This window comes from Alteromonas sp. 4NH20-0104 (assembly GCF_057547795.1).
The window spans coordinates 1-22,774 of the sequence record NZ_BAAJLP010000001.1 but is presented as its reverse complement, the minus strand read 5'-3'; the positions used below and the strand labels follow the sequence as shown (position 1 = coordinate 22,774).

The 22,774-nt window shown below is 49.8% G+C and carries 20 protein-coding genes; all 20 read left to right on the top strand.

Features of this window, described 5'->3' with window-relative positions; all coding sequences use genetic code 11:
• Window positions 1-8: 8 nt before the first annotated feature.
• The gene (gene flhF / locus AC27IB_RS00100; RefSeq protein WP_487118021.1) at window positions 9-1,364 is read left to right on the top strand and encodes a flagellar biosynthesis GTPase FlhF; all 1,356 of its coding nucleotides are present in this window, start codon (window positions 9-11) and stop codon (window positions 1,362-1,364) included.
• On the top strand, window positions 1,361-2,221 hold the full coding sequence (locus tag AC27IB_RS00095) for a MinD/ParA family protein (RefSeq protein WP_296046621.1): 861 nt from the start codon (window positions 1,361-1,363) through the stop codon (window positions 2,219-2,221). The genes flhF and AC27IB_RS00095 overlap by 4 nt, the downstream gene beginning before the upstream one ends.
• Window position 2,222: 1 nt before the next feature.
• Window positions 2,223-2,951 carry an RNA polymerase sigma factor FliA gene (locus tag AC27IB_RS00090; protein ID WP_296046623.1) on the top strand — a complete coding sequence of 243 codons (729 nt, stop codon included), beginning with the start codon at window positions 2,223-2,225 and terminating at the stop codon, window positions 2,949-2,951.
• A 44-nt stretch (window positions 2,952-2,995) separates the two neighbouring features.
• Window positions 2,996-3,379: a chemotaxis response regulator CheY gene (gene cheY, locus AC27IB_RS00085; RefSeq protein ID WP_070175545.1), complete on the top strand. Its 384-nt coding sequence runs from the start codon at window positions 2,996-2,998 to the stop codon at window positions 3,377-3,379.
• A gap of 34 nt (window positions 3,380-3,413) precedes the next feature.
• A complete protein-coding gene (locus AC27IB_RS00080) occupies window positions 3,414-4,163 on the top strand; it encodes a protein phosphatase CheZ (RefSeq protein WP_296046627.1) in 750 nt (249 codons plus the stop codon).
• A gap of 12 nt (window positions 4,164-4,175) precedes the next feature.
• On the top strand, window positions 4,176-6,434 hold the full coding sequence (locus AC27IB_RS00075; RefSeq protein WP_487118018.1) for a chemotaxis protein CheA: 2,259 nt from the start codon (window positions 4,176-4,178) through the stop codon (window positions 6,432-6,434).
• A 27-nt stretch (window positions 6,435-6,461) separates the two neighbouring features.
• The gene (locus AC27IB_RS00070; protein WP_487118016.1) at window positions 6,462-7,634 is read left to right on the top strand and encodes a protein-glutamate methylesterase/protein-glutamine glutaminase; all 1,173 of its coding nucleotides are present in this window, start codon (window positions 6,462-6,464) and stop codon (window positions 7,632-7,634) included.
• A gap of 31 nt (window positions 7,635-7,665) precedes the next feature.
• A complete protein-coding gene (locus AC27IB_RS00065; RefSeq protein WP_123326523.1) occupies window positions 7,666-8,433 on the top strand; it encodes a ParA family protein in 768 nt (255 codons plus the stop codon).
• A 1-nt stretch (window position 8,434) separates the two neighbouring features.
• The gene (locus tag AC27IB_RS00060) at window positions 8,435-9,199 is read left to right on the top strand and encodes a chemotaxis protein CheW (RefSeq protein WP_123326521.1); all 765 of its coding nucleotides are present in this window, start codon (window positions 8,435-8,437) and stop codon (window positions 9,197-9,199) included.
• 18 nt (window positions 9,200-9,217) lie between these two features.
• Window positions 9,218-9,706 (top strand): chemotaxis protein CheW, encoded by a 489-nt coding sequence (locus AC27IB_RS00055; protein WP_123326519.1) that lies wholly within the window; start codon window positions 9,218-9,220, stop codon window positions 9,704-9,706.
• A gap of 24 nt (window positions 9,707-9,730) precedes the next feature.
• Window positions 9,731-10,147, top strand: coding sequence for a DUF2802 domain-containing protein (locus tag AC27IB_RS00050; protein WP_487118013.1), 417 nt, complete (start codon window positions 9,731-9,733; stop codon window positions 10,145-10,147).
• Between the two features lie 348 nt (window positions 10,148-10,495).
• Window positions 10,496-11,194, top strand: a complete 699-nt coding sequence (locus AC27IB_RS00045; protein ID WP_487118011.1) for a hypothetical protein — start codon at window positions 10,496-10,498, stop codon at window positions 11,192-11,194.
• Complete coding sequence (locus AC27IB_RS00040; protein WP_487118009.1) at window positions 11,191-14,358, top strand: endo-1,4-beta-xylanase; 3,168 nt, start codon at window positions 11,191-11,193, stop codon at window positions 14,356-14,358. The genes AC27IB_RS00045 and AC27IB_RS00040 overlap by 4 nt, the downstream gene beginning before the upstream one ends.
• 220 nt (window positions 14,359-14,578) lie before the next feature.
• Window positions 14,579-15,517, top strand: a complete 939-nt coding sequence (gene metA / locus AC27IB_RS00035) for a homoserine O-succinyltransferase MetA (protein WP_487118007.1) — start codon at window positions 14,579-14,581, stop codon at window positions 15,515-15,517.
• A gap of 3 nt (window positions 15,518-15,520) precedes the next feature.
• Window positions 15,521-16,576 carry a homocysteine S-methyltransferase family protein gene (locus AC27IB_RS00030; protein ID WP_487118005.1) on the top strand — a complete coding sequence of 352 codons (1,056 nt, stop codon included), beginning with the start codon at window positions 15,521-15,523 and terminating at the stop codon, window positions 16,574-16,576.
• 9 nt (window positions 16,577-16,585) lie between these two features.
• Window positions 16,586-19,210 (top strand): methionine synthase, encoded by a 2,625-nt coding sequence (gene metH, locus AC27IB_RS00025; protein WP_487118003.1) that lies wholly within the window; start codon window positions 16,586-16,588, stop codon window positions 19,208-19,210.
• A 5-nt stretch (window positions 19,211-19,215) separates the two neighbouring features.
• On the top strand, window positions 19,216-19,806 hold the full coding sequence (locus AC27IB_RS00020) for a DUF938 domain-containing protein (RefSeq protein WP_487118001.1): 591 nt from the start codon (window positions 19,216-19,218) through the stop codon (window positions 19,804-19,806).
• 210 nt (window positions 19,807-20,016) lie between these two features.
• Complete coding sequence (locus tag AC27IB_RS00015; RefSeq protein ID WP_487117999.1) at window positions 20,017-20,547, top strand: PAS domain-containing protein; 531 nt, start codon at window positions 20,017-20,019, stop codon at window positions 20,545-20,547.
• A 13-nt stretch (window positions 20,548-20,560) separates the two neighbouring features.
• Window positions 20,561-22,054 (top strand): methyl-accepting chemotaxis protein, encoded by a 1,494-nt coding sequence (locus AC27IB_RS00010; protein ID WP_487117997.1) that lies wholly within the window; start codon window positions 20,561-20,563, stop codon window positions 22,052-22,054.
• Between the two features lie 476 nt (window positions 22,055-22,530).
• A partial coding sequence (locus tag AC27IB_RS00005; protein ID WP_487117995.1) for a hypothetical protein occupies window positions 22,531-22,774 on the top strand: 244 nt, incomplete at its 3' end.

Genomic DNA, 22,774 nt, shown 5'->3' with positions numbered 1-22,774 from the left:
AGGTCATTATGAAAATTAGACGATTTTTTGGCAAAGACATGCGCGAAGCATTAAGCCAGGTAAAAAATGAGCTGGGTAGTGATGCGGTGATCATGTCAAACCGCAAAGTGGCCGACGGCATTGAACTGGTAGCCGCTTACGATAAAGAGCCTGAAGCCAGATTGTCGGTACCGCCGAAGCCAAAAGCCCCGGAGGCCAGACAAAACGAAGGCAGTCTGCCGACCTTAAGCGAGATTATTGGCGATGATGGTCCGGATACTCTGCGCGCATTGCTCGAAAAGCAGGCTGAGCAGAAAGCGGCAGTAGCCCAGCGTGTAGAAGCGGCCAACGCTGAAGCGGAGAAACGCGCGCCGGTGAAACCGCTCGCGACCGAGGCCCCGGCAGTCAAAGAAACCTCACCATTCCCCGCAGTTGAGGAAGACGCAGAGCACAGCGGCGGTGGCAGTCTGGCGGATATCCGCGCTGAAATTGCCTCATTACGCAATGTGTTACAGTTTCAGTTAGCCGATATGCAACAGCAGCAACAGTCGCGCCTTAAGCCACAACAACGTTACCTGTTGCAGCAGCTTTGTGCGATGGGAATTAGTCAGCAACTGGCCGCACAAATGGTCACCTACACGCCGGCTGAGTGTAATGAGCGCGAGGCCTGGCTGTATCTGTTAAAACTTTTGTCCAATCGTCTGACCACCAATAACGATGATATTCTCACCCAACAGGGAGTGGTTGCTTTAGTCGGACCGACCGGTACAGGTAAAACCACTACCATTGCCAAATTGGCTGCCCGCTATGCCCAAAAGTATGGTGCCGATCAGGTAGCACTCATTACTATCGATAGCTACAGAATTGCTGCGTATGAGCAACTAGCCACCTATGGCAAAATTATTGGGTGTCCGGTTCGTAAAGCTCAATCAGGTGAACAATTGGCCGATTTACTGTTTCAGCTGCGCAACAAACGCCTGGTATTGATCGATACCGCAGGCTTTAGCCAACGCGACAGTCGTTTGATTAGCCAGCTTGCCACCTTCGGCCAGGTAAGCGGTCAGCAGGTAAAAAACTATTTAGTTGTGCAGGGTAATACGCAACAGGCTACACTTAAGCATATTATCAACGCCTATAAGAGTATTGATTTGCAAGGATGTATCATCACTAAGCTGGATGAGTGCTATAGTTTAGGGGAAGTGGTCAGCAACGTAATTGAGGCGCAATTGCCGGTCAGTTATGTTGCCGATGGCCAACAGGTGCCTGAGGATATTCACGTTGCTAATGCGAAATCTATAATCTCTTTAGCAGCAAAGCTTTATAAAAAGTATGGTTTGAATCATACTAATAGCAGTTCCGATGTAAACACAGCACAGGCAGTATGATTGAAGACCAGGCGAGTAGCTTACGAAAGATGAATCAATCACGATTAATCAAGGTAATAGCCGTTACCGGCGGTAAGGGCGGAGTAGGGAAAACTAACGTTACTCTGAATACCGCTATAGCAATGGCAAAACAAGGCAAAAAGGTCATGGTTCTGGATGCAGACCTTGGTCTGGCGAACGTAGACGTGATGCTTGGACTGCGCGTAGAGAAGAATTTGTCTCACGTGTTGTCCGGGGAATGCACGCTCGACGAAGTGCTGGTAACCGGTCCCCATGGCATTAAAATCGCCCCGGCGACTTCCGGTACCCAGTCCATGACAGAGCTGTCACCCACTCAGCATGCCGGGCTTATTCGCGCGTTCAGTGAACTGCGCTCGCAAATCGATGTGTTAATCGTCGATACGGCGGCAGGTATCTCGGATATGGTGCTCAGTTTTTCCAGGGCTTCTCAGGATATCCTGGTAGTGGTGTGTGACGAACCCACCTCACTTACCGATGCCTATGCACTGATTAAAATTCTGAACCGCGACCACGGCATTTTCCGGTTTAAGATCGTGGCCAATATGGTCCGCGATGTGCGGGAAGGGCAGGAGTTATTCAGCAAGCTTTCCAAGGTCACCGGGCGTTTTCTCGATGTGGCACTGGAATTAGTTGCCACGATTCCCTTTGATGAAAACATTCGTCGGGCGGTTCGCAAGCAAACCGCTATTGTGGATGCTTTCCCGTCATCACCGGCTTCCGTCGCGATTGGTCAGTTGGCCACCAAAGCTCTGACCTGGCCTGTCCCGGCGCAGCCCGGCGGACACCTCGAATTTTTCGTTGAGCAACTGATCGCGTCGAAGGTGGCAGGGAGATAGCGTGAATAGCAAAGCTGCAGCGTACCAACAACAAACTGATAAAGCGCAGCTGGTTGAGCGACATGCCTCTTTAGTCAAACGTATTGCTCACCATTTAATGGCGCGGCTACCAGCCAGTGTAATTGTCGATGATCTGATTCAGGCCGGTATGATTGGCCTGCTTGAGGCAGCGAAAAATTTTGACGGCAGCAAAGGTGCCAGTTTCGAAACCTTCGCCGGGATTCGGATCCGTGGTGCTATGCTGGATGAAATCCGCAAAGGCGACTGGACACCCCGGTCGGTCCACAAGAATGGCCGGGCTATTTCCGATGCCATTTCTCAGGTTGAGCGGGAAACCGGACGTGATGCGCGGGATGTCGATATTGCGGCCAAGCTCAATGTATCCTTGCCGGAATACCATCAGATGTTATCCGAGGTCAATGCCGGCAAACTGGTGGGTATTGAAGATTTAGGCGTGTCTGAAGACGTAATCGCGACGGATGAGTCGCGGGGTTCGGATTCGCCGCTGGAAGATTTAATGCAAGGTTCATTTCAAAAAGCGCTGGCGCATGCTATTACTACATTACCAGAGCGTGAAGCGATCGTACTATCCTTGTATTATGACGAAGAATTAAACCTGCGGGAAATCGGCGAGGTTCTCGAGGTAAGTGAATCACGGGTCAGTCAAATTCACAGCCAGGCGATGTTAAAATTAAAAGCGCGCATGCGGTCCTGGCAGACTGGTGAGTAACATTAACTATACTAACAATATGACTATCCTCACTGGAGGCAATTTTGGATAAGAATATGAAAATTCTCGTGGTAGACGATTTTTCTACGATGAGACGTATTATCAAAAACTTACTCAAAGATCTCGGCTTTTCCAATATTCAGGAGGCCGATGATGGAAGTACTGCACTGCCAATGTTGCAGCAAGGTGACTTTGACTTTGTGGTGACTGACTGGAATATGCCGGGCATGCAGGGTATCGATCTGCTGCGGGCAATTCGTGCAGACGATAAACTCAAGCATTTACCGGTACTGATGGTAACTGCTGAGGCGAAAAAAGAGCAAATCGTAGCGGCCGCTCAGGCGGGGGTAAACGGCTACGTAGTTAAACCGTTCACTGCCGCTACGCTAAAAGAAAAACTAGAAAAGATTTTTGAACGTTTAGGTTAATCCAGTAACGTGTTTAACCGCTGAGGACAACTGGATGACTGAAAATAAGAAAGTCCCCATTACGCTGGATGAAGCGAAGCAGTTGGTTACCTTTCTGGAAGAAGGTGATACCGATTCTGCTAATGCACTGCTTGACGCTGTCACCATGAAAGAGTCTGTCGAATTATTCGCAGAGGTGGGTAAGCTTACCCGTCAGTTACACGACTCTTTAAACAATTTTCAACTGGATGAACGGATCGCCGGTTTGGCGAACGAAGATATCCCTGATGCGCAGACCCGATTAACCTACGTTATTGAAGAAACCGAAAAAGCGGCTAATACTACAATGGATGCTGTTGAACAGAGCATGTCTATTGTTGAAACCATGAAAGGGCAATTAGACAGCCTGATGCCTGAGTGGAAAAAGTTAATGAACCGCGAGATCGAACTCGACGAATTTAAATCCATGTGTCTTGACCTGGATAAACACCTTGAATCTTCTGTGGACGATGCCGATAAGATGATGGGGCTGTTGACCGAAGTGCTTATGGCGCAAGGTTATCAGGATCTGACCGGACAGGTTATCCGTCGCGTAATAGAGTTGGTCAAAGAGGTTGAAGACAGCCTGGTTCACATGCTGACTGTGTTTGGCGGTGCAGAAGTGACCAAAGCGGCCAATTCTTCGCAGCCGAAGGCCGAAAAGGCGATTGTCGCCGAAGGGCCAATTATTGATGCCGAATCGCGTGACGATGTGGTGTCTGGCCAGGATGATGTGGATGACCTTTTATCCAGCCTGGGTTTTTAGGGGAGCGGATACATGTCTTTTGATGTCGATGAAGATATTTTGCAAGATTTCCTGGTTGAAGCCGGTGAAATTCTTGAGCAACTCCAGGAGCAGTTAGTTGATCTGGAGAACAATCCAGAGGATAAGGACCTTCTCAATGCCATATTCCGGGGCTATCACACCGTAAAAGGGGGTGCCGGATTTTTGTCACTGACCGAACTGGTTGAAATTTGCCATGGCGCTGAAAACGTCTTTGACGTAATGCGTAATGGCCAGCGCTCGCTGACCCCCGAACTCATGGATACTATTCTGCAGGCCACTGACGTGGTAGTGGATATGTTTGAAAAGGTCAAAATGCGAGAGCCGCTGGAACCGGCTAGTGCTGGGCTGGTTGAGACATTGCACAAGCTGAGTAATCCGGAAGCGCCCGGAGAAAATATTTTTGGCGACACGCAGGATGAGGCGCCGGCCGCACAACCTGAACCCGTCGAAGTCGAAGAGACGTTCGAGCTGGAAGAAGACACTGCTCAATCAGGCAATCCATCTGAACTGATTGAAGATATCACTGAAGACGAATTTGAAGCCTTGCTCGATGAGCTGCACGGCACTGGTGGTGCACCCGGCGCCGCGGCTGGCGCTGCGCCTGCCTCTCCGGCACCGGCTCCAACGCCGTCCGCCGCACCAGCTGCCAGCGGTAATGAAGACATTACTGACGATGAATTTGAAGCGCTGCTTGATGAATTACACGGTAAAGGACAGTTCAGCGGCGAGTCTCCAGCCCCTGCATCACCTGCGCCTGCCAGTCCGGCTCCGGCAGCGGAGACTGGAGGGGGGGAAGAAATCTCTGATGATGAGTTTGAAGCCCTACTGGATCAATTACACGGGCAAGGAAAAGGCCCCGGTGCGGATGCTCCTGCAGAACAAAAACCGGCTGAAAAACCGCGTGTAAAAGTTGACAATACAGCGCCGCCAGCCGCCAAAGCTGCAGCACCGGCAGCTAAACCTGCTACGCCGCCGGCTACCCCGGAAAAAGCTCAAAGCAAACCCGCGGCGCCGGCAAAAGCCGCTGAACCTGCGGCTAAAAAAGAAGAGAAAAAAGCGGGGCCTGCTGCGCCTCAGGCAGAAACCACAGTCAGGGTTGATACCCGTCGTCTTGACCAGATCATGAACATGGTCGGTGAATTGGTACTGGTGCGAAATCGTTTGTTAAGTCTGGGCATCAGCATTAACGATGAGTCAATGTCCAAGGCCATTGCTAATCTGGATGTGGTTACCGGTGACTTACAAGGTGCTGTGATGCAAACCCGCATGCAGCCCATTAAGAAAGTGTTTGGGCGCTTTCCGCGAGTCGTTCGTGACTTAGCCCGCAGCCTGAAGAAAGAAATTACCCTTGAGCTTGAAGGGGAAGAAACCGATCTGGATAAAAACCTGGTTGAGGCGCTGGCCGATCCGCTGGTTCACCTGGTGCGAAACTCGGTGGACCATGGTATCGAAATGCCCGACGACCGTCAGGCTGCCGGTAAGCCCAGAATGGGTAAGGTGAAACTGTCAGCCTCCCAGGAAGGGGACCATATCCTGCTGGTTATCGAAGATGACGGTAAAGGAATGGATCCGGACAAATTGAAGGACATCGCGATTTCCCGTGGTGTGCTCGATGCCGATGCGGCAGCCCGGATGTCGGATGTTGAAGCCTTTAATTTGATTTTTGCCCCTGGATTTTCAACCAAAACCGAAATCAGTGATATCTCTGGTCGCGGTGTTGGTATGGATGTGGTGAAAACCAAAATCAACCAGCTTAATGGTACGGTAAATATTGATTCTCAGTTGGGTCGTGGTACTCGTCTGGAGATAAAAGTACCCCTGACACTGGCCATTTTGCCAACGCTAATGATTGTGGTGGGCAAACAAACCTTCGCATTACCGCTGGGTGCTGTGAGCGAAATTATTAACATGGATATTAAAAAGACCAACACTGTTGATGGTCAGCTAACCATGATTGTGCGCTCCAAGGCGATCCCGCTGTTTTTCCTGGGTGACTGGCTAATTCGTGGGCCGAAAAATATTGAGCGCGACAAAGGCCACGTAGTGGTAGTGCAAATGGGCACTAAACAGGTGGGCTTTGTAGTGGATGCCTTAATCGGGCAGGAAGAGGTGGTCATTAAACCTCTGGATGCTTTATTGCAAGGCACGCCGGGCATGGCAGGCGCGACGATCACCTCAGATGGTGGCATTGCGCTTATTCTGGATATTCCGAGCCTGCTTAAGCGATACGCCCGCAAAGCGATCAAGTAATAGCGTTGAGAAGAGGATTGTTATTGAATGGCTTTTAAAGTCCTGGTTGTTGACGATTCCAGCTTTTATCGCCGTCGGGTTAAAGATATTCTTAACGAAGACCGTTCACTGGATGTGGTCGGCGAAGCCGCAAACGGCCGCGAAGCAGTAGAAAAAGTCAAAGCGTTACGTCCTGACGTGGTGACCATGGATGTGGAGATGCCGTTAATGGACGGCATCGAAGCGGTCAAACGCATAATGACTGAATGTCCGGTGTCGATAATCATGTTTTCCTCGCTGACTCATGAAGGCGCCAAAGCCACACTGGATGCGCTGGAAGCCGGCGCAGTGGATTTTCTGCCTAAGCGCTTTGAGGATATAGCCAAGGATCGCAGTGATGCGGCCACACTGTTACGAACCAAAGTGCGGCTTTTAGCTCGTCGAGCGCCATCATCTTCGCTGCGACCCAGACCAACGGCGCGTCCCGGTAGTCTGTTAAACAAGGCACAGCCAGAGCGGCTTAAACCTGCCAGACCGATGCCGGCCAACGCACCAAAATCTACTTTTTTCAGAAGTTCTACTGTGCTCAGTGGCAGTCAGGATGCCGCTGAACCGGTTATTGTGTCGCAGGTTCAACGCAGTGGCAAGCGCTATCGCTGCCTGGCAATTGGTGCGTCAACCGGTGGTCCCGTTGCACTGCAAAAAGTGTTAACGCATTTGCCGGCGCGGTTTCCTTTTCCGATCTTTCTGATTCAGCATATGCCGGGGACTTTTACTCATGCGTTTGCTGAACGGTTGAATCAGCACTGTCAGATTCGGGTAAAAGAGGCTGAACACGGCGAGGTTGTGCAGGCGGGCTGTGCCTATCTGGCGCCTGGGGGTAAGCAGATGGAAGTCGAAAAGCGCGCCGGTCATACTTACATTGTGATCAAAGAGGTAAACTCCTCGGATATTGGCTACAAGCCCAGTGTGGATATTACCTTTAACAGCCTGTCAAAAATATACGGTGGCGATACCCTGGCGGTTATTCTGACCGGAATGGGGGCCGATGGCCGGGAAGGGTGCCGGACACTGAAATCGCTGGGCGCGAAGGTCTGGGCGCAGGATAAAGACAGCAGCGTGGTGTATGGTATGCCACAGGCGGTAACGGTCGACAGACTTGCCGAAGTGAATATTGACATTAATGACATTGGTGAATGCATTAAAACCGAAATGTCCTGATCGATAATTACTGGCAGGCGGGAGAGAAGCGTTGAAAATTTGGACCATAGCCAATCAGAAAGGTGGCGTCGGTAAAACCACCACGACGGTCACTCTGGGCGGGATACTGGCAAAACGTGGCTTTAACGTTTTACTGGTAGATATGGATCCCCATGCTTCGCTAAGTTATTACTTCGGCATTGATTCAGAAGAGCTTTCCAGCTCGGTGTATGACATTTTTGCTAATCCTTCGGGCTTAAGTGACGATAAAGTACTGGATTGTTTATGTCCCAGTAAGCTCGACAGCCTGTTTATTCTGCCATCCACCATGGCCCTGGCTACCTTAGACCGGTCGCTGGGCAACCAGATTGGGATGGGGCTGGTGCTGAAAAAAGCACTGCAACAAATTGAGTCGCAATTTGACTATGTGCTAATCGATTGTCCGCCGGTATTGGGCGTGCTTATGGTTAATGCTCTGGCGGCCTGTCAGAAGGTGATCGTGCCGGTGCAAACAGAGTTTTTAGCCCTGAAAGGACTCGACAGGATGATGCATACGCTCAAAATTATGGGTAAAACCCTGTCGCGGAATTTTGATACGATCATAGTGCCGACCATGTTTGACAAGCGTATTAACGCTGCCATAGCAGCCCAGAAACAATTGCTGCTGGACTACAAAGAACAGATTTGGAAAGGTATGATACCAGTGGATACGCGATTCCGGGACGCCAGCCAGATGCAGGCGCCGGCATCTATAGTGTATCCCAAAGCTCGTGGCGTGTTTGCTTACGAGAAATTACTCAACGTCCTGGATAGTGACTAATATGAGCAAAGATACACCGTTTGCTAAAGAAGAGGTGATGGAAGAATACCTCAGCAGTTTATTACGCGATGTCGAAGATCCGGCAGACGTAACGGCGCGTACCGCCAGGCTGTTAGAAAAGGCAACGGTAGAGCTGACGCCGGAAGTACCGGAGGCGACACTTCCACCTGTGTCTCCACCAGTAAGCGAGCCGGTTGAAACCGAACAGGACATTGCCGCCGAAGAAGTCATCGCTGAAGTTATAGCGAGGGTTGAAGAGAAAGCTGCGGTGCCGCCTCCAGGTGTGCCTTTAAAACCTCTTGAAGAACGCTTGGATAACGCGTTCCAGGCATTGTTTTTTGAAGTGGCCGGTTTAACTCTGGCAGTGCCGCTGATTACCCTGGGCGGTATTCATAACCTGACCAAAATTGGTCCGTTATTCGGTAAACCAGCCTGGTTTATGGGTGTCATGCTGCATCGGGAAGAAAAATTAAGCGTTGTGGATACCGCGCGATGGGTTATGCCGGAAAAATACGACCAAACTCTGGCGGATAAGCTAAACTATCAGTATCTCATTATGTTAGGCGATAGTCCGTGGGGGTTAGCCAGCGAAAAACTGGTTAATACAGTGACCCTAAGCAAGGACGACGTGAAATGGCGTCAGGCGAATGCAAAGCGTCCCTGGCTCGCCGGTATGGTAAAAAATAAAATGTGTGCATTGTTGGATGTTGATGAACTAATATCAATGCTGAATAACGGCTTGGGCAGTAAAGACCAGGTACTATAGTCAAGTGGAGCCAAGTGCATGAGTGATGACAGAAATAATAACGCAGGCAATGTCGACGATCAGGTATTGCAATGGGTAACCTATCGGTTAGGCGAGGAAACCTACGGTATTAATGTAATGCAGGTGCAGGAAGTATTACGTTACTCTGAGATCGCTCCGGTACCTGGAGCGCCGGATTACGTGTTAGGTATTATTAACCTGCGTGGTAACGTGGTCACCGTTATTGATACCCGCGCTCGCTTCGGGCTACCACCGGAAGAAGTTACCGATAACACCCGTGTGGTCATTATTGAGTCTGATGAACAGGTGGTGGGTATTCTGGTAGATAGCGTTGCCGAAGTGGTTTACCTCAAGTCTTCAGAAATCGACAGTGCGCCAAATGTGGGCACCGAGGAAAGCGCTAAGTTTATTCAGGGTGTCAGTAACCGCGACGGCGAGCTGCTTATTCTGGTTGATCTCAATAAACTTCTCAGCGACGAGGAATGGGACGAGCTAAGCAGTCTGTAAATTAAACGGCCGTTCTTACTTCACATGGAAGTTAATCTGTCTTTACTGATAGCCGTTGCTGCTTTATGCCTTTCGGTGCTTTTTACCATCGTACTCTGGTTTGCCAGTCGTCGCAGCAATGCACGGCTGACCGAAGCGCTGGCACAGCAACAACAGCAGCTCAGCGCTCTGAAAAAGCAACTCCATATCAACGCCAGTACGCTTGAAGAGATTCAGGCGCGTAGTCTGGTGGTGGCCAAAAATACCGAACAAACCGAAGCGACACTGGTTGCTTTACAACAGCAATTTACCGCCTTAGGTGAGCAGGATCCCGACAGTCGCCTGTATCAACGTGCCGCTGAAATGATTCAGTCCGGTGCCAGTGCCGAGGAAGTCATGCACAACTGCGATCTGCCCTTAGCGGAAGTCCAGTTGCTGATGAACATCCATCAGCCCAAATAGGCTGACCTTCGCTCCGCGCGAGTAAAAATTCACCAACATCGTTAACCCCACCTTCACTGCAGATTGGTTTTTTCGCCAGACTAAGCCTGCATAGTTTTTTGTTTATCTGTCTAGTGTTATCTATAAATAGCTGTTTTAATTATGTTTATTGTTAAGTCCGTTACTCAATCTGGTAAATGCGGCAGTTTACTTATTGAACAATCAGGTTGTGCAAAAAAATAACCCTAATGTAAAAAAAATGTGTGAGTGATGTTAATTGTTGGCGTTCACAATGCCCTACTTAAGGCAATGTTGCGCACATAATCAGCAAATTGCCCGGACACACAGAAAAATTACAGGGGTACTACTATGAACAAACTCATGATTGGCGGGGTGCTGTTATTGCTCAGTGCAGCGCCTCAGGCAATGGCCAGTGTTATCACTAATGGTGGCTTTACGGATTGCAGTTATAACGGCTGGTCAAAAGACACCGACGGTGCTGGTGATATCAGCGTCCTGGACGACTTTACTAATACCAGCGGGCCGGATTGCGCCGCTGAACTGCTGGTGGACGCTGGCAATACTGAAGCCTGGTTTGCTAACACTTTATTCCAAAACATTTCGCTCAATAGTGGCGAGCAATATCAACTCAATGTGGATTTGACAGCCGGTTCTGAGTTCAGCAGTGCTGATAACGGCTTTATAGCCGACAATTTTGTGGTGGCATTTGGTGATGGCAGCGGCAGTTATTACGGTGCGGATGGCCAGCTGGGCAGTGTTTTCTCCGCCGATATTGACGGTAATAACAGCTATTCGCTTAACATTATGCTCGACGAGACGCTTTCAGCTTTCGCTAATTTAAGCCTCGAATTTCAGTTACTCATTGGATTTGATGAGTTCGGCAGCGATTTTGGCGGCTCATTTCTGCAAGTAGATAACGTGTCGATTACCGCAGTGGGTGACGACAATGTTGCCGTAAGTGCACCTTCTCAGGCGTTATTATTTGGCCTGGGGCTGGCCGGACTGGTTTTCGCAAACCGTCAGCGTAGCACGGGAGGTGATCAATGAGACTGAACGCCTTTTCTATTGCACTTATCAGTGCCGGGCTGGCTGCGGTTACACCGGTCAGTGCTGCCTGGCAGCCATTGAATGACGGCGTTGATACAACGTCGTCGCGAGCCACTGTAGACAGGGTTAACCGGGTTTACAGTTCGGTGGTTACCCTGACCAATACCTCTGATGACATTATCGAAGGACCTTTTCGGGTGTTGATCACTGATAGTTCTATTGCGGTCAACGGTGCTGACGGTTATACCGGTAATGGGGTCCCCTATTTCGACGTCGGTGCTGATAGCCTGGCAGCGGGCGAGAGCACGGCGGTTTCAGTTTCCTTTAACCTGGAGCGTAAACGACTCAGTTTTACCCCGGTACTGGAACAGGATAATCCTAACATAGGTGTTTACGCCGAAGCGGAAGGCGGAGGAGATGCCACACTTAATTACCTCGGCATGGATCTGATAATAGACACCGGCGCGCCGGGGTACGTAACCACGCTGATGAATGCAACCGTACCACCAGAGGACGACAGCCGGGTAGCGGAGTTACTGGTCAATTTCAACCAGGCCGGCACCTATGCACTCTACGCGCGTGTTCGCGTGGGGCCCGGTGGATTCAGTGATGACAGCATGTATATTCCGTCAGCTCTGGGTAACAATAATGAATGGATACTGGTGAACGGCATCACAGGTTATGCCGCGCCAGGAGAAGAAGGCTACGAGCCGGATACGGTAGTCGATGGCGGTGGCGAAGCGAATTTAGAAGCCTTTATGTGGGTGGCCATTACAGATGGCGAATATACCGTCGCTAACAATAATACGACTGAGGTGTTTCGCTACGCCAGCCGTGAAGACGGACTGGATATTGATAAGTTTGTGTTTGCGCCAGCGGAACTTGCCTATACCGTGGAACAGCTTGAAGAGGGTCTGCCTGGCCAGGTGGTAACGCCTGGGGAAACCTATACACCATCGGGTCCACCGCTAGCCGATGGCAAGTCTAAGTTTTTAGGCAGCGTTTGTTGTGGCGCTCAGCGGCCTAATTTTGAAGCGTATTGGAATCAGATTACGGCTGAAAATGCCGGTAAATGGGGCTCAGTTGAAGCCGTGCGCGATCAGTATAACTGGACCGGACTCGATGAAGCTTACAATCTGGCAAAAGACAACGGGTTTGTTTATAAACACCATGTGCTGGTGTGGGGCAGTCAGCAGCCAGGCTGGATTGATACCCTGACACCGGCCGAACAGCTCGATGAGATCCTTGAGTGGTATCAGGCGGTCAACCAACGCTACCCGGCGATGGATTTCATCGAGGTGGTGAATGAATTCGATAATGCGCCGCCGGATGGTGGTAATGGGCGACCGAATTACGTTGATGGCTTGCGCTTGTACGCGCCTGAAGTGACTGCAGAGGTGGAAGCTTTCTTCCTCGCCCGGGGCGATGATGCGTCTACGGCAGCACAAAAAGCCGAAGACTACGATTGGATAGTAAACGCTTTCCAAATGGCGCGGGACATTTTCCCGGCCAGCACCCAGCTAATGTTTAACGAATACAGCGTGATTAACTCTGACGCCAGAACCGACAAGGTGATTGATTTAGCCAACCTGCTGCAATCGAGGGGCCTTATTGATGCAATTGGTTTCCAGGGGCATGCTTTTTCAACCGGCGGCCCACTTGAAACCATGCTCAGTAATATTGACCGGATGGAAAGCCAGACGGGTCTGGATATTTATCTGACTGAGCTGGATATTGACGGCGCTGATGAACTCACTCAGTTGCTGGAATACCAACGCCTGTTTCCGGCATTCTGGACGCATCCGGCAATCAAAGGGGTAACCATGTGGGGGTATTTGCCCGGCCACTGGCGTGAAGAGCAAGGGGCCATCCTGGCCTACGACACCGGCGTAGAAAAAGCGGCGCTTAAGTGGTTGAAAGGCTATGTTCGCGAGCTGGCGCCGCAGTTTAATCAGCCATCTCTGATCACCGTGGATGAAACCACCGAAGTGGGTATGCAGGTGGCGGATTTAGTCTCTTATGATTATTTGGGCAACCCCCATGATCAGACTTCAGCGGTACAGTGGACGGTGTTAAGTGGCAATGAAGCCGGCTTGTTTGCGCTGGATACGCAAAGTGGCAAAATCAGTGTGGCTGCCCCGCTTAGCCCCGGCTTATATGATTTGTACATTCAGGTAGTTGAGGGCGAGTATCCCAGCTTTACCCGTAAGGTACAGATTGTGGTGCCCGGCGATGATTTGCCACCTGAGGTTATTGAATATGACTTCAGTGATGGTGCTCAGGGCTGGCGCGGTGATTACGGTACGTCGGCAACGGTAGGTTACGACGGCAGTATTCCCGCGGCATTATTAATTCCGGATTGGGCTGGGCGCAACGCACAGGAATATATCGAAGAGATCAGTATGACCGATCTCAACGGTGCTAATCTCAGTTATACCGTAAATGTTACGCAGGCCCAGGTAGATGGTGGTATGACGATTCAGCCTTATGTGCAAACAGGTGGACCAAGCTATACGCGGATCTACGGTCAGGCTGTCGTGCCGGTAGCTGGTGAAAATGTGATCACCTTTGCGCCTGAGGACAATGGTGCCGGTGATCTGGCGATCATCCAGCGTCTTGGATTGCAACTGAATGGTCCGCTAAGTCAAGGCACTGATGATGTAGTTGAAATGACTTATGTCAGACTGGAAATCCCGACGTCATTACCCAGCGCTGAAACCGTGACCTACGACTTTATCAGCGACAGCGAGGGTATGCGCGGTGATTATGGGACTAACGCCAGCGTGATCCATCGTCCGGCACTGGAGGCAGTCAGCCTGCAACCGAATGACAGCAGTGAAACCCATAACTACATACTGGGCGTGCCGAGCCGGGATTACAGTGGCGCGGCAATTACCTACACGCTCAATGTCAGTAGTGAGCTGGCAGATGATGGTCTGAGTGTGCAGGGGTATGTACAGACGGGCGAGCCAAATTACGCGCGCATCTACGGCTCACTGGAACCTTTATCAGCAGGTAGCAACCTGTTTACCTTCTATCCCCAGGATGACGGTAACGGGAATATTGAAAACATCGAACGCATTGCCTTGCAGATAAACGGTGCCTTTGTCGCCGATGAGGACAGCGAAATCCTTATTGAGCGCATTGATGCCGACTTCCCTTAATCCTGTATTAAGGCAATAAAGGTAAGCCCCGCTGGTCGGGGCTTTTTACTGATCGCTGCAAACACACCCACATTCACCGGCAAGGAGGCGATAAATCACTTACACTTTGGGTAGCACCGCTTTGGATATAACTAAACGTTTAGACGTCTAGACGTAAAGATGTTGACATTGGTCAAACTTTAGCGACAATAGCTGCATAACCACATTGCCCGGAGTTGCCATGCCAATCAGGATCCCAGAAAATCTGCCCGCACAAAACGTCTTATTGGGTGAGAATATTTTCACCATGGATAGTCAGCGAGCGGCGAGTCAGGATATTCGCCCCATGGAAGTGGCTATTCTCAATTTAATGCCGAATAAAATTGAGACTGAAGTCCAGTTATTAAGGCTCCTTTCCAATACGCCGCTGCAAATCAATGTGGACTTAATCCGAATCAATGATTTAACCCCTAAAAATACGCCTCAGTCGCATATGGATGCGTTTTATCATGACTTCAGTGATGTAGTAGAGAAGCGCTACGATGGTCTGATTGTTACCGGCGCACCGCTGGCTTTGCTCGACTACGAAGACGTGAACTACTGGGATACCATGAAAACCATTCTGGAATGGGCCAACCGGCACGTGCAGTCCACCTTGTATTTATGTTGGGCCGCCCATGCCGCTATGTATCACTTTCATGGCATTCAGCGCATATTGCGTGAAGAAAAACTGTCCGGCGTGTTCCACCACCGGGTGAATGATCCGCGCAATGAGCTGTTACGTGGCTTCGATTCTGAGTTTTATGCGCCGCATTCCCGCTATGGTTACATTGATTCGGCCGACTACAATAGTATCCCGGGCCTCAGTGTGATTGCCGAGTCACAAGACGCTGGAGCTTACGTAGTGGCGTCGGATGATAAGCGGATGGTGTTTATCACCGGTCATCCGGAATATGATCCCGAGACGCTTAACGATGAATACGTTAGAGATCTTAACGCTGGCTTAGAACCAAAAATTCCGTGTAACTATTATCCGGATGACGACCCGGGCAAGCCACCCGTGGTAAGATGGCGCGCACATGGCAGTTTGCTATTTACCAATTGGATAAACTATTACGTTTATCAGACAACGCCGTACGATTTAAATCAGCTGGTCGAGAAAGATCAGCGCAAGAGGTAGCACGTGAGCCGATACACAGACAAACAGATATTCGATCTGGCCGCCAACCGCATCCTTATTCTTGATGGTGCCATGGGTACTATGATCCAGCAACACAAGCTGGAAGAAGAAGACTACCGCGGAGAGCAGTACAAAGACTGGCATTGCGATATCAAAGGCAATAACGATCTGTTGGCGATTACTCAGCCGGACATTATCTATGATATCCATTGTCAGTACCTTGAGGCCGGTGCGGATATCATCGAAACCAACACTTTTAATGCTACCACGATTTCCATGGCCGACTACGACATGCAGGCCATTTCAAGAGAAATTAATGTAGCGGCTGCGCAGCTAGCCCGTAAAGCCTGTGATGAATTCACCGCAAAGAACCCGGATAAACCTCGTTTGGTAGCCGGTACCATTGGGCCAACCAGTCGCACGGCGTCAATATCCCCGGATGTAAACGATCCGGGCAAACGTAATGTCACCTTTGATGAGTTGGTGGAAGCCTACAGTGAGAGCTGTGAAGCCTTAATTGAAGGCGGCTCCGACCTCATCCTGATTGAAACCATCTTTGATACGCTCAATGCCAAAGCTGCTGCGTTTGCGGTGGAAGGGGTGTTCGAAAAGCTGGGACAGCGTTTGCCGGTAATGATCTCCGGCACCATTACCGATGCTTCCGGACGCACGCTGTCGGGTCAAACTGCTGAAGCCTTTTATTATTCCATGCGCCATATTAAGCCGGTGTCATTTGGTCTCAACTGTGCGCTAGGGCCGGATCTGCTGCGCCAGTATGTGGAAGAAATCAGCAATGTGGCTGAGTGCCTGGTATCGGCTCACCCCAATGCCGGTTTGCCCAATGAGTTTGGTGAATACGATATGGAAGGGCCTGAAATGGCGGAGCACATTAAGGAATGGGCCGAGTCGGGGTTAGTCAATATTGTAGGCGGTTGTTGTGGCAGCACGCCGGAGCATATTCGCGACATCGCCAATGCGGTGGCCGGCGTGGCACCGCGAGAAATCGTTAAGCTTGAGCCGAAGATGCGTTTATCCGGCTTAGAACCCTTCGTGCATTGAGGAATAGTTGTGTCTGCAGAGTTTTCCAGTTTTATTAATATCGGTGAGCGCACGAATGTCACCGGTTCTGCCAAATTCAAACGTCTTATCCTCGAAGGCGATTACGAAACGGCGCTCGACGTAGCCCGCCAGCAGGTAGAAAACGGCGCGCAAATTATCGATATCAACATGGACGAAGCCATGTTGGATTCGGTTGAGGCCATGCAAACCTTTCTGAATCTGATTGCCTCAGAACCCGACATCAGCCGGGTGCCGATTATGATTGACTCATCAAAATGGGAAGTCATAGAGGCCGGTCTTAAGTGTGTGCAGGGTAAGGCGATTGTTAACTCTATCAGCCTTAAGGAAGGTGAAGAAAACTTTATTCACCAGGCCAAACTGATCAAACGTTACGGCGCGGCAACGGTAGTCATGGCGTTTGACGAAAAAGGTCAGGCCGACACCAAAGAGCGTAAAATTGAAATTTGTCAGCGCAGTTATAAGGTGCTGATTGAAAAAGTCGGTTTTGCGCCGGAAGACATTATTTTCGATCCGAATATTTTTGCCGTCGCAACCGGGATTGAAGAACACGACAATTACGCGGTGGACTTTATTGAAGCCACCCGGGTGATTCGCCAAACCTGCCCGCATGTGCACGTATCTGGGGGCTTGTCGAATATCTCGTTTTCGTTTCGTGGTAATAACCCGGTACGTGAAGCCATGCACTCGGTATTTCTGTATCACGCCATCCGCGCTGGCCTGGATATGGCCATTGTTAATGCCGGTCAGTTGGAAGTGTATGATGAAATTCCAGCCGAACTGCGTGATGCAGTAGAAGACGTTATCCTTAACCGCCACAGCGAGGCGACCGATAAACTGCTTGAGCTGGCCCCTAAGTATCAGGGTGATGGCAAGGCGGTGGTTAAAGAAGACCTCGCCTGGCGTGAACTGCCGGTTAATAAACGGTTGGAACATGCGCTGGTAAAAGGCATCACCGATTTTATTGAAGACGATACCGAAGCCGCTCGTCAGGCTGCAGATAAACCATTGCACGTTATTGAAGGGCCGTTAATGGACGGCATGAACGTGGTGGGCGACCTGTTTGGCGAAGGTAAAATGTTCCTGCCACAGGTGGTGAAATCTGCCCGGGTAATGAAAAAAGCCGTGGCGTACCTGCAGCCTTACATCGAAGCCGAGAAGTCTGAAGATACCAAGAGTAACGGTAAGATCCTGCTGGCCACGGTAAAAGGCGATGTTCACGATATTGGTAAAAATATCGTCGGCGTAGTACTGCAGTGTAATAACTTTGAAGTGGTGGACATGGGCGTAATGGTGCCCTGTGCAGCGATTTTGCAAAAAGCCAAAGAAGAAAACGTTGATATGATTGGCCTGTCGGGGCTGATTACGCCGTCACTGGATGAGATGGTCCATGTGGCCAAAGAAATGGAACGGCTGGATTTTGACCTGCCATTGCTGATTGGCGGCGCTACCACTTCTAAAGCCCATACTGCAGTAAAAATTGAGCAGAATTATCATGCACCGGTGGCGTACGTGCCCAATGCCAGCCGCGCGGTAGGTGTTTGCCAGAAACTGCTGAACAGAGAATCCCGCGAAATCTTTGCCAAAGAGCTGGCTAAAGAATACGACATCGTGCGCGACCAGCATGCCCGTAAAAAGCCACGCTCCAAGCCGGTAACGCTGGCAGAAGCCCGTGCCAATGCACATGTACCGGATTTTAGTGTGCCGCCGGTAACGCCGAACAAGCTCGGGGTTACTCCCGTTGCGGCGGATATTGCCACCTTGCGTAGGTACATCGACTGGACGCCGTTTTTCCTGACCTGGTCACTGGCCGGTAAATACCCGCGTATTTTAACCGACGAAGTAGTAGGGGAGCAGGCTCAGTCATTATTTGATGATGCTAATGAAATGCTCGATAACCTGATCGCAAACGGCGGATTGGAAGCAAAAGGCGTTATGGGTTTATTCCCGGCCAACCGTCGGGATGACGACGTGGTTATTTATACCGATGAGTCACGGACAGAAACCCTGGGTGTGTCGCATCATCTGCGTCAGCAAACGCAAAAACCAAAAGGTGCCAACTATTGCTTAAGTGATTTTGTGGCCCCAGTTGGTTCAGGTATCAACGACTATATTGGTGCGTTCGCGGTAACCGGTGGAATCGGTGAAGACGAGCTCGCAGCGCAATATGATGCCCAGGGCGATGATTACAATGCGATCATGGTGAAAGCGGTAGCCGATCGTTTAGCCGAAGCTTTCGCAGAGTACCTACATGAGCGCGTACGCAAAGAGTACTGGGGATATGCCCCGGATGAAAACCTGGATAACGACGCGCTGATCCGCGAAAAGTATCAGGGGATTCGCCCGGCACCCGGTTATGCGGCTTGCCCGGAACATACCGAAAAGCAGCTCATCTGGGATTTACTCGACGCCGAAAAACATACCGGTATGTCACTCACCGAAAGCTACGCCATGTGGCCGGGGGCCTCAGTTTCAGGCTGGTATTTTTCTCACTCTGAAGCCCGCTATTTTGCGGTCGCGAAAATTCAGCCGGATCAGCTGGAAAGTTATGCCGAACGTAAAGGTTGGGATCTGCAAACGGCTGAAAAATGGCTGGCGCCTAACCTGAGCGATTAACGCTTATGTCCAAGCCCTTTAGTCAGGCCTGTGAAAATAACAAAGCACCGATTTTAGCGGTGCTTCGTGATGCCTTTGAGCAGGCCAGTAAAGTACTGGAGATAGGTAGCGGTACCGGGCAACACGCGGTGCATTTTGCTGCCGGCTTGCCCCACCTGTACTGGCAAACCAGTGATGTACCATTACATCATGAGGGGATTAACGCCTGGGTTAACGAAGCAGCTCTGCCAAACCTGGCCGCGCCAATCCCCCTGCATATTGGCCAGGATAACTTTCCTGAGAGTGGCTTTGATGCGGTTTACTCGGCCAACACTGCGCACATTATGTTTGCCCATGAGGTGCAACAGATGATGGCGGGTATTGCCAAACTGTTACCTGCTGGCGGGATCTTCTGCCAGTATGGCCCGTTCATTTATCAAAACGCTTTTTCCAGCGCCAGTAATGAAGCTTTTCACTATAGTTTGCTGGAGCGTGGACTGGGCGGCTATAAATCTATCGAAGAACTTATTGTGTGGGCGGGCGAGTCATTGCAACTGACCGATATGATTGACATGCCAGCCAACAACCTTTGTCTTATCTGGCGCAAACAGGACTAACTGTTGCCGAACATCTTACGACCATCCCATACTCGATTAACGCTTAAGATTCCGGCCTCGCTGACGATATAAATAATATTGCGAAAGGCCTGATATTAAACTAGTTTTTAAGTACAAAATGCGGGCAGCACGCCCGTTGATATCTTCAGGGCACTTGCTGGGGTTAGCCCAGGGCTATGACGGCCAAAGGATAATAGAAGTGAGAAGAATGTGATTGCAGTTTCTGCTAATGCCAGAGAAGTAACCTTTTCTGCCGACGAACTTATCGTGAGCAAAACCGATTTGCGCGGCAACCTGACTTACGCAAACCGGCACTTTATGCGGGTGTCCAATTTTGCTGAAAGTGAGTTGCTCGGCCAGCCCCACAATATTATTCGTCATCCGGATATGCCCAGAGGCGTGTATCATGCGATGTGGAAAACCCTTAAGTCCAAGCACGAATTTTTTGGCTTTGTTAAAAATCTGACGTCCGATGGCAATTATTACTGGGTGTTTGCCAACGTCACGCCTGACTTTAACAAAGGCAATGTGGAAGGCTTTTTCTCTGTTCGCCGCCAGGCGCCAAGAGCCGCACTGGGGATTATTGAGCCGGTATACCGTCAGATGCTGGAAATGGAGCAGCGCAGTCGTAAAGAAACGGCGCCAACCGATTCCTGGAACTGGTTACAGGAGCACATAAAAAGCGAATCCGGCCTGAGTTACGAAGAGTTTGTCATCGGACTCTACGAAGAGCACTGTTAAGGGAATGGCTATCATGAAAGAAAACACCAGTAACGTCAGTAAAAACATTCCCTTTTTATCGCAGAAGTTTTTAATAAACTGTGTGGTATTCATTGTGCTAACCGTTGTCCTGGCGGTGTATAGCATCATTGCTAACGGCGTAGGGTTTGTGAACGTGAGTTCGCCGATAATCGCGGTGGTGTTTGCTATTTACGCTTATCGTGATCATCAGCGGCCCATTGATGCACTGAGCGCCATTCATCTAACCCTCAAAGAAGCGATTCAGGGCAATACTCATGTGCGGGTTACGCAAACCCGTGGGCTAGGCGAAGTGGGTAAGGTGGCCTGGGAGCTTAACGACTTCCTCGATATTGTCGAAACGAATTTTAAAGAGCTGTCTAACAGTTTTGAACGGGCGGGAAAAAGGCAGTTTTACCGCAAAGGCCTGGTGAAAGGCCTGCCCGGTGAATTTGCGGAGATCATGAACAACGTTAACGGTGCTATTGGCGCCATGGAAAAAGCCGATACCTTTGCCCGGCAAAATCGCCTGCTCAGCGAAATGCACCATCTTAACACCAGTAACCTGTTGGATAATCTCAAAGACAGTCAGAGTCAGATGGTTATTCTGTCGGAAAAAATGGATGATGTACTTAACATTGCCGGCGAGAGTAAACACGGCGCTGACCGCAGTGCGAAAACGGTAGGCGAGCTTAAGGTTTCCATTGAGCAGGTTAATGAGCGTATGGTGTCAGTGGAAGAGACGGCAAATCTGTTAGCCCAGGAGAGTAGCCGGATTGCCGAAACCGTTAAGCTGATAGGTGACATTGCTGAGCAAACCAACTTACTGGCACTTAACGCCGCCATCGAGGCAGCCCGGGCAGGTGAAGTGGGGCGGGGCTTTGCTGTGGTGGCAGATGAAGTGCGACATCTGGCCGATCGTACCCGAAAATCCACCGAAGAAATCGGCGATATTATTTTTAATCTGACCGGCAAGATAGACACGATGGTGTCACAAACACTGGAAGTAGCGCAGAGCACCAAAGACATAGGTGATGAAGTCTCCAGTTTCCACACCAATTTTGAATCGGTAGCGAAAGCCGCCGACGATACGATTACGTTAATAGGCCAGACCAAAGACAGTTCGTTTGCTTCACTGGTGAAACTCGACCACATCATTTATATGCAGAACGGTTACATCGCTATGGAAAATGATGCTGAAGGCAAAGAAGCCGATGCGGTAAAAGTGGACCATATGTCGTGCCGTTTAGGGAAGTGGTACTACGAGGGCATTGGCAAGGAAATCTTCAGCGGTCTCACAGCCTACAAAGAGCTGGACCGCTATCACGCTGGTGTGCACCAGAACGTGCATAAAGCCATGGAATACGTCACTCAGGACTGGCTGCGCAGCGATGATGTGTTTGACGGCATTATTCATCATATGAGTTTAGCTGAGCAAAACAGCTCACAGGTAATCAACTGCCTGACCAGGCTGGTGGATGAAAAACACCGGTTACCTACAGTGCGCTAATGCCAGCGGTTAAACATAAAATGTACTGATTCTATACAACCGACAAATTCGGATTTTGTGTTTAAACAAACCTAAGGGTTCTCAACTGAACAATGGCTGCAAAGAGCGAATAGCGGAAGTAAACATCAAGCGGTTTAAATAAAGGTTAATTGCCAATAGCGGACCTTCTAAACTCATACTTGAACCCCATCAAATTGACTGAAACTAAATTGATGTATTTTTCCGGACTTACTGAGAATTCTCAGTAAATACATGTAACCAGGGTAAATATTAGCTAGATCATTGTTTTAAAATCGTTTTATTTCACCTGAGTACCGTTATTACTGAGAATTCTTAATAATACTCAAATAAATCATTGGAAACTAGCTAATAATCAAGTGTAAGGTATTGTTATCACTAAATTATGTTGGGAGTTCAGGGATGAGTAAGACTGCGTGTTACTGTGAACTCTCTATAATAAGATGTTAGGTGCTTTTGTGGACATTCATGATTGGTCAAAATCTGGAAACATCGCTATTTGGCGATATGAGCCACAGGCGAAGAACTTTCCTGGCTGGCACATGAGTTGTGATTCAGAAGGATATAAAAGCCTTTATGAGCTTCTGTCGCTATTCTTAGATTCAGATCCCATGATAAAACGAACATTGGTATTAGATACACCGGATCCATATATCGCGTCTTCAACACTAAAAAAGACAATGCAAAATAAGTTAGTAATTG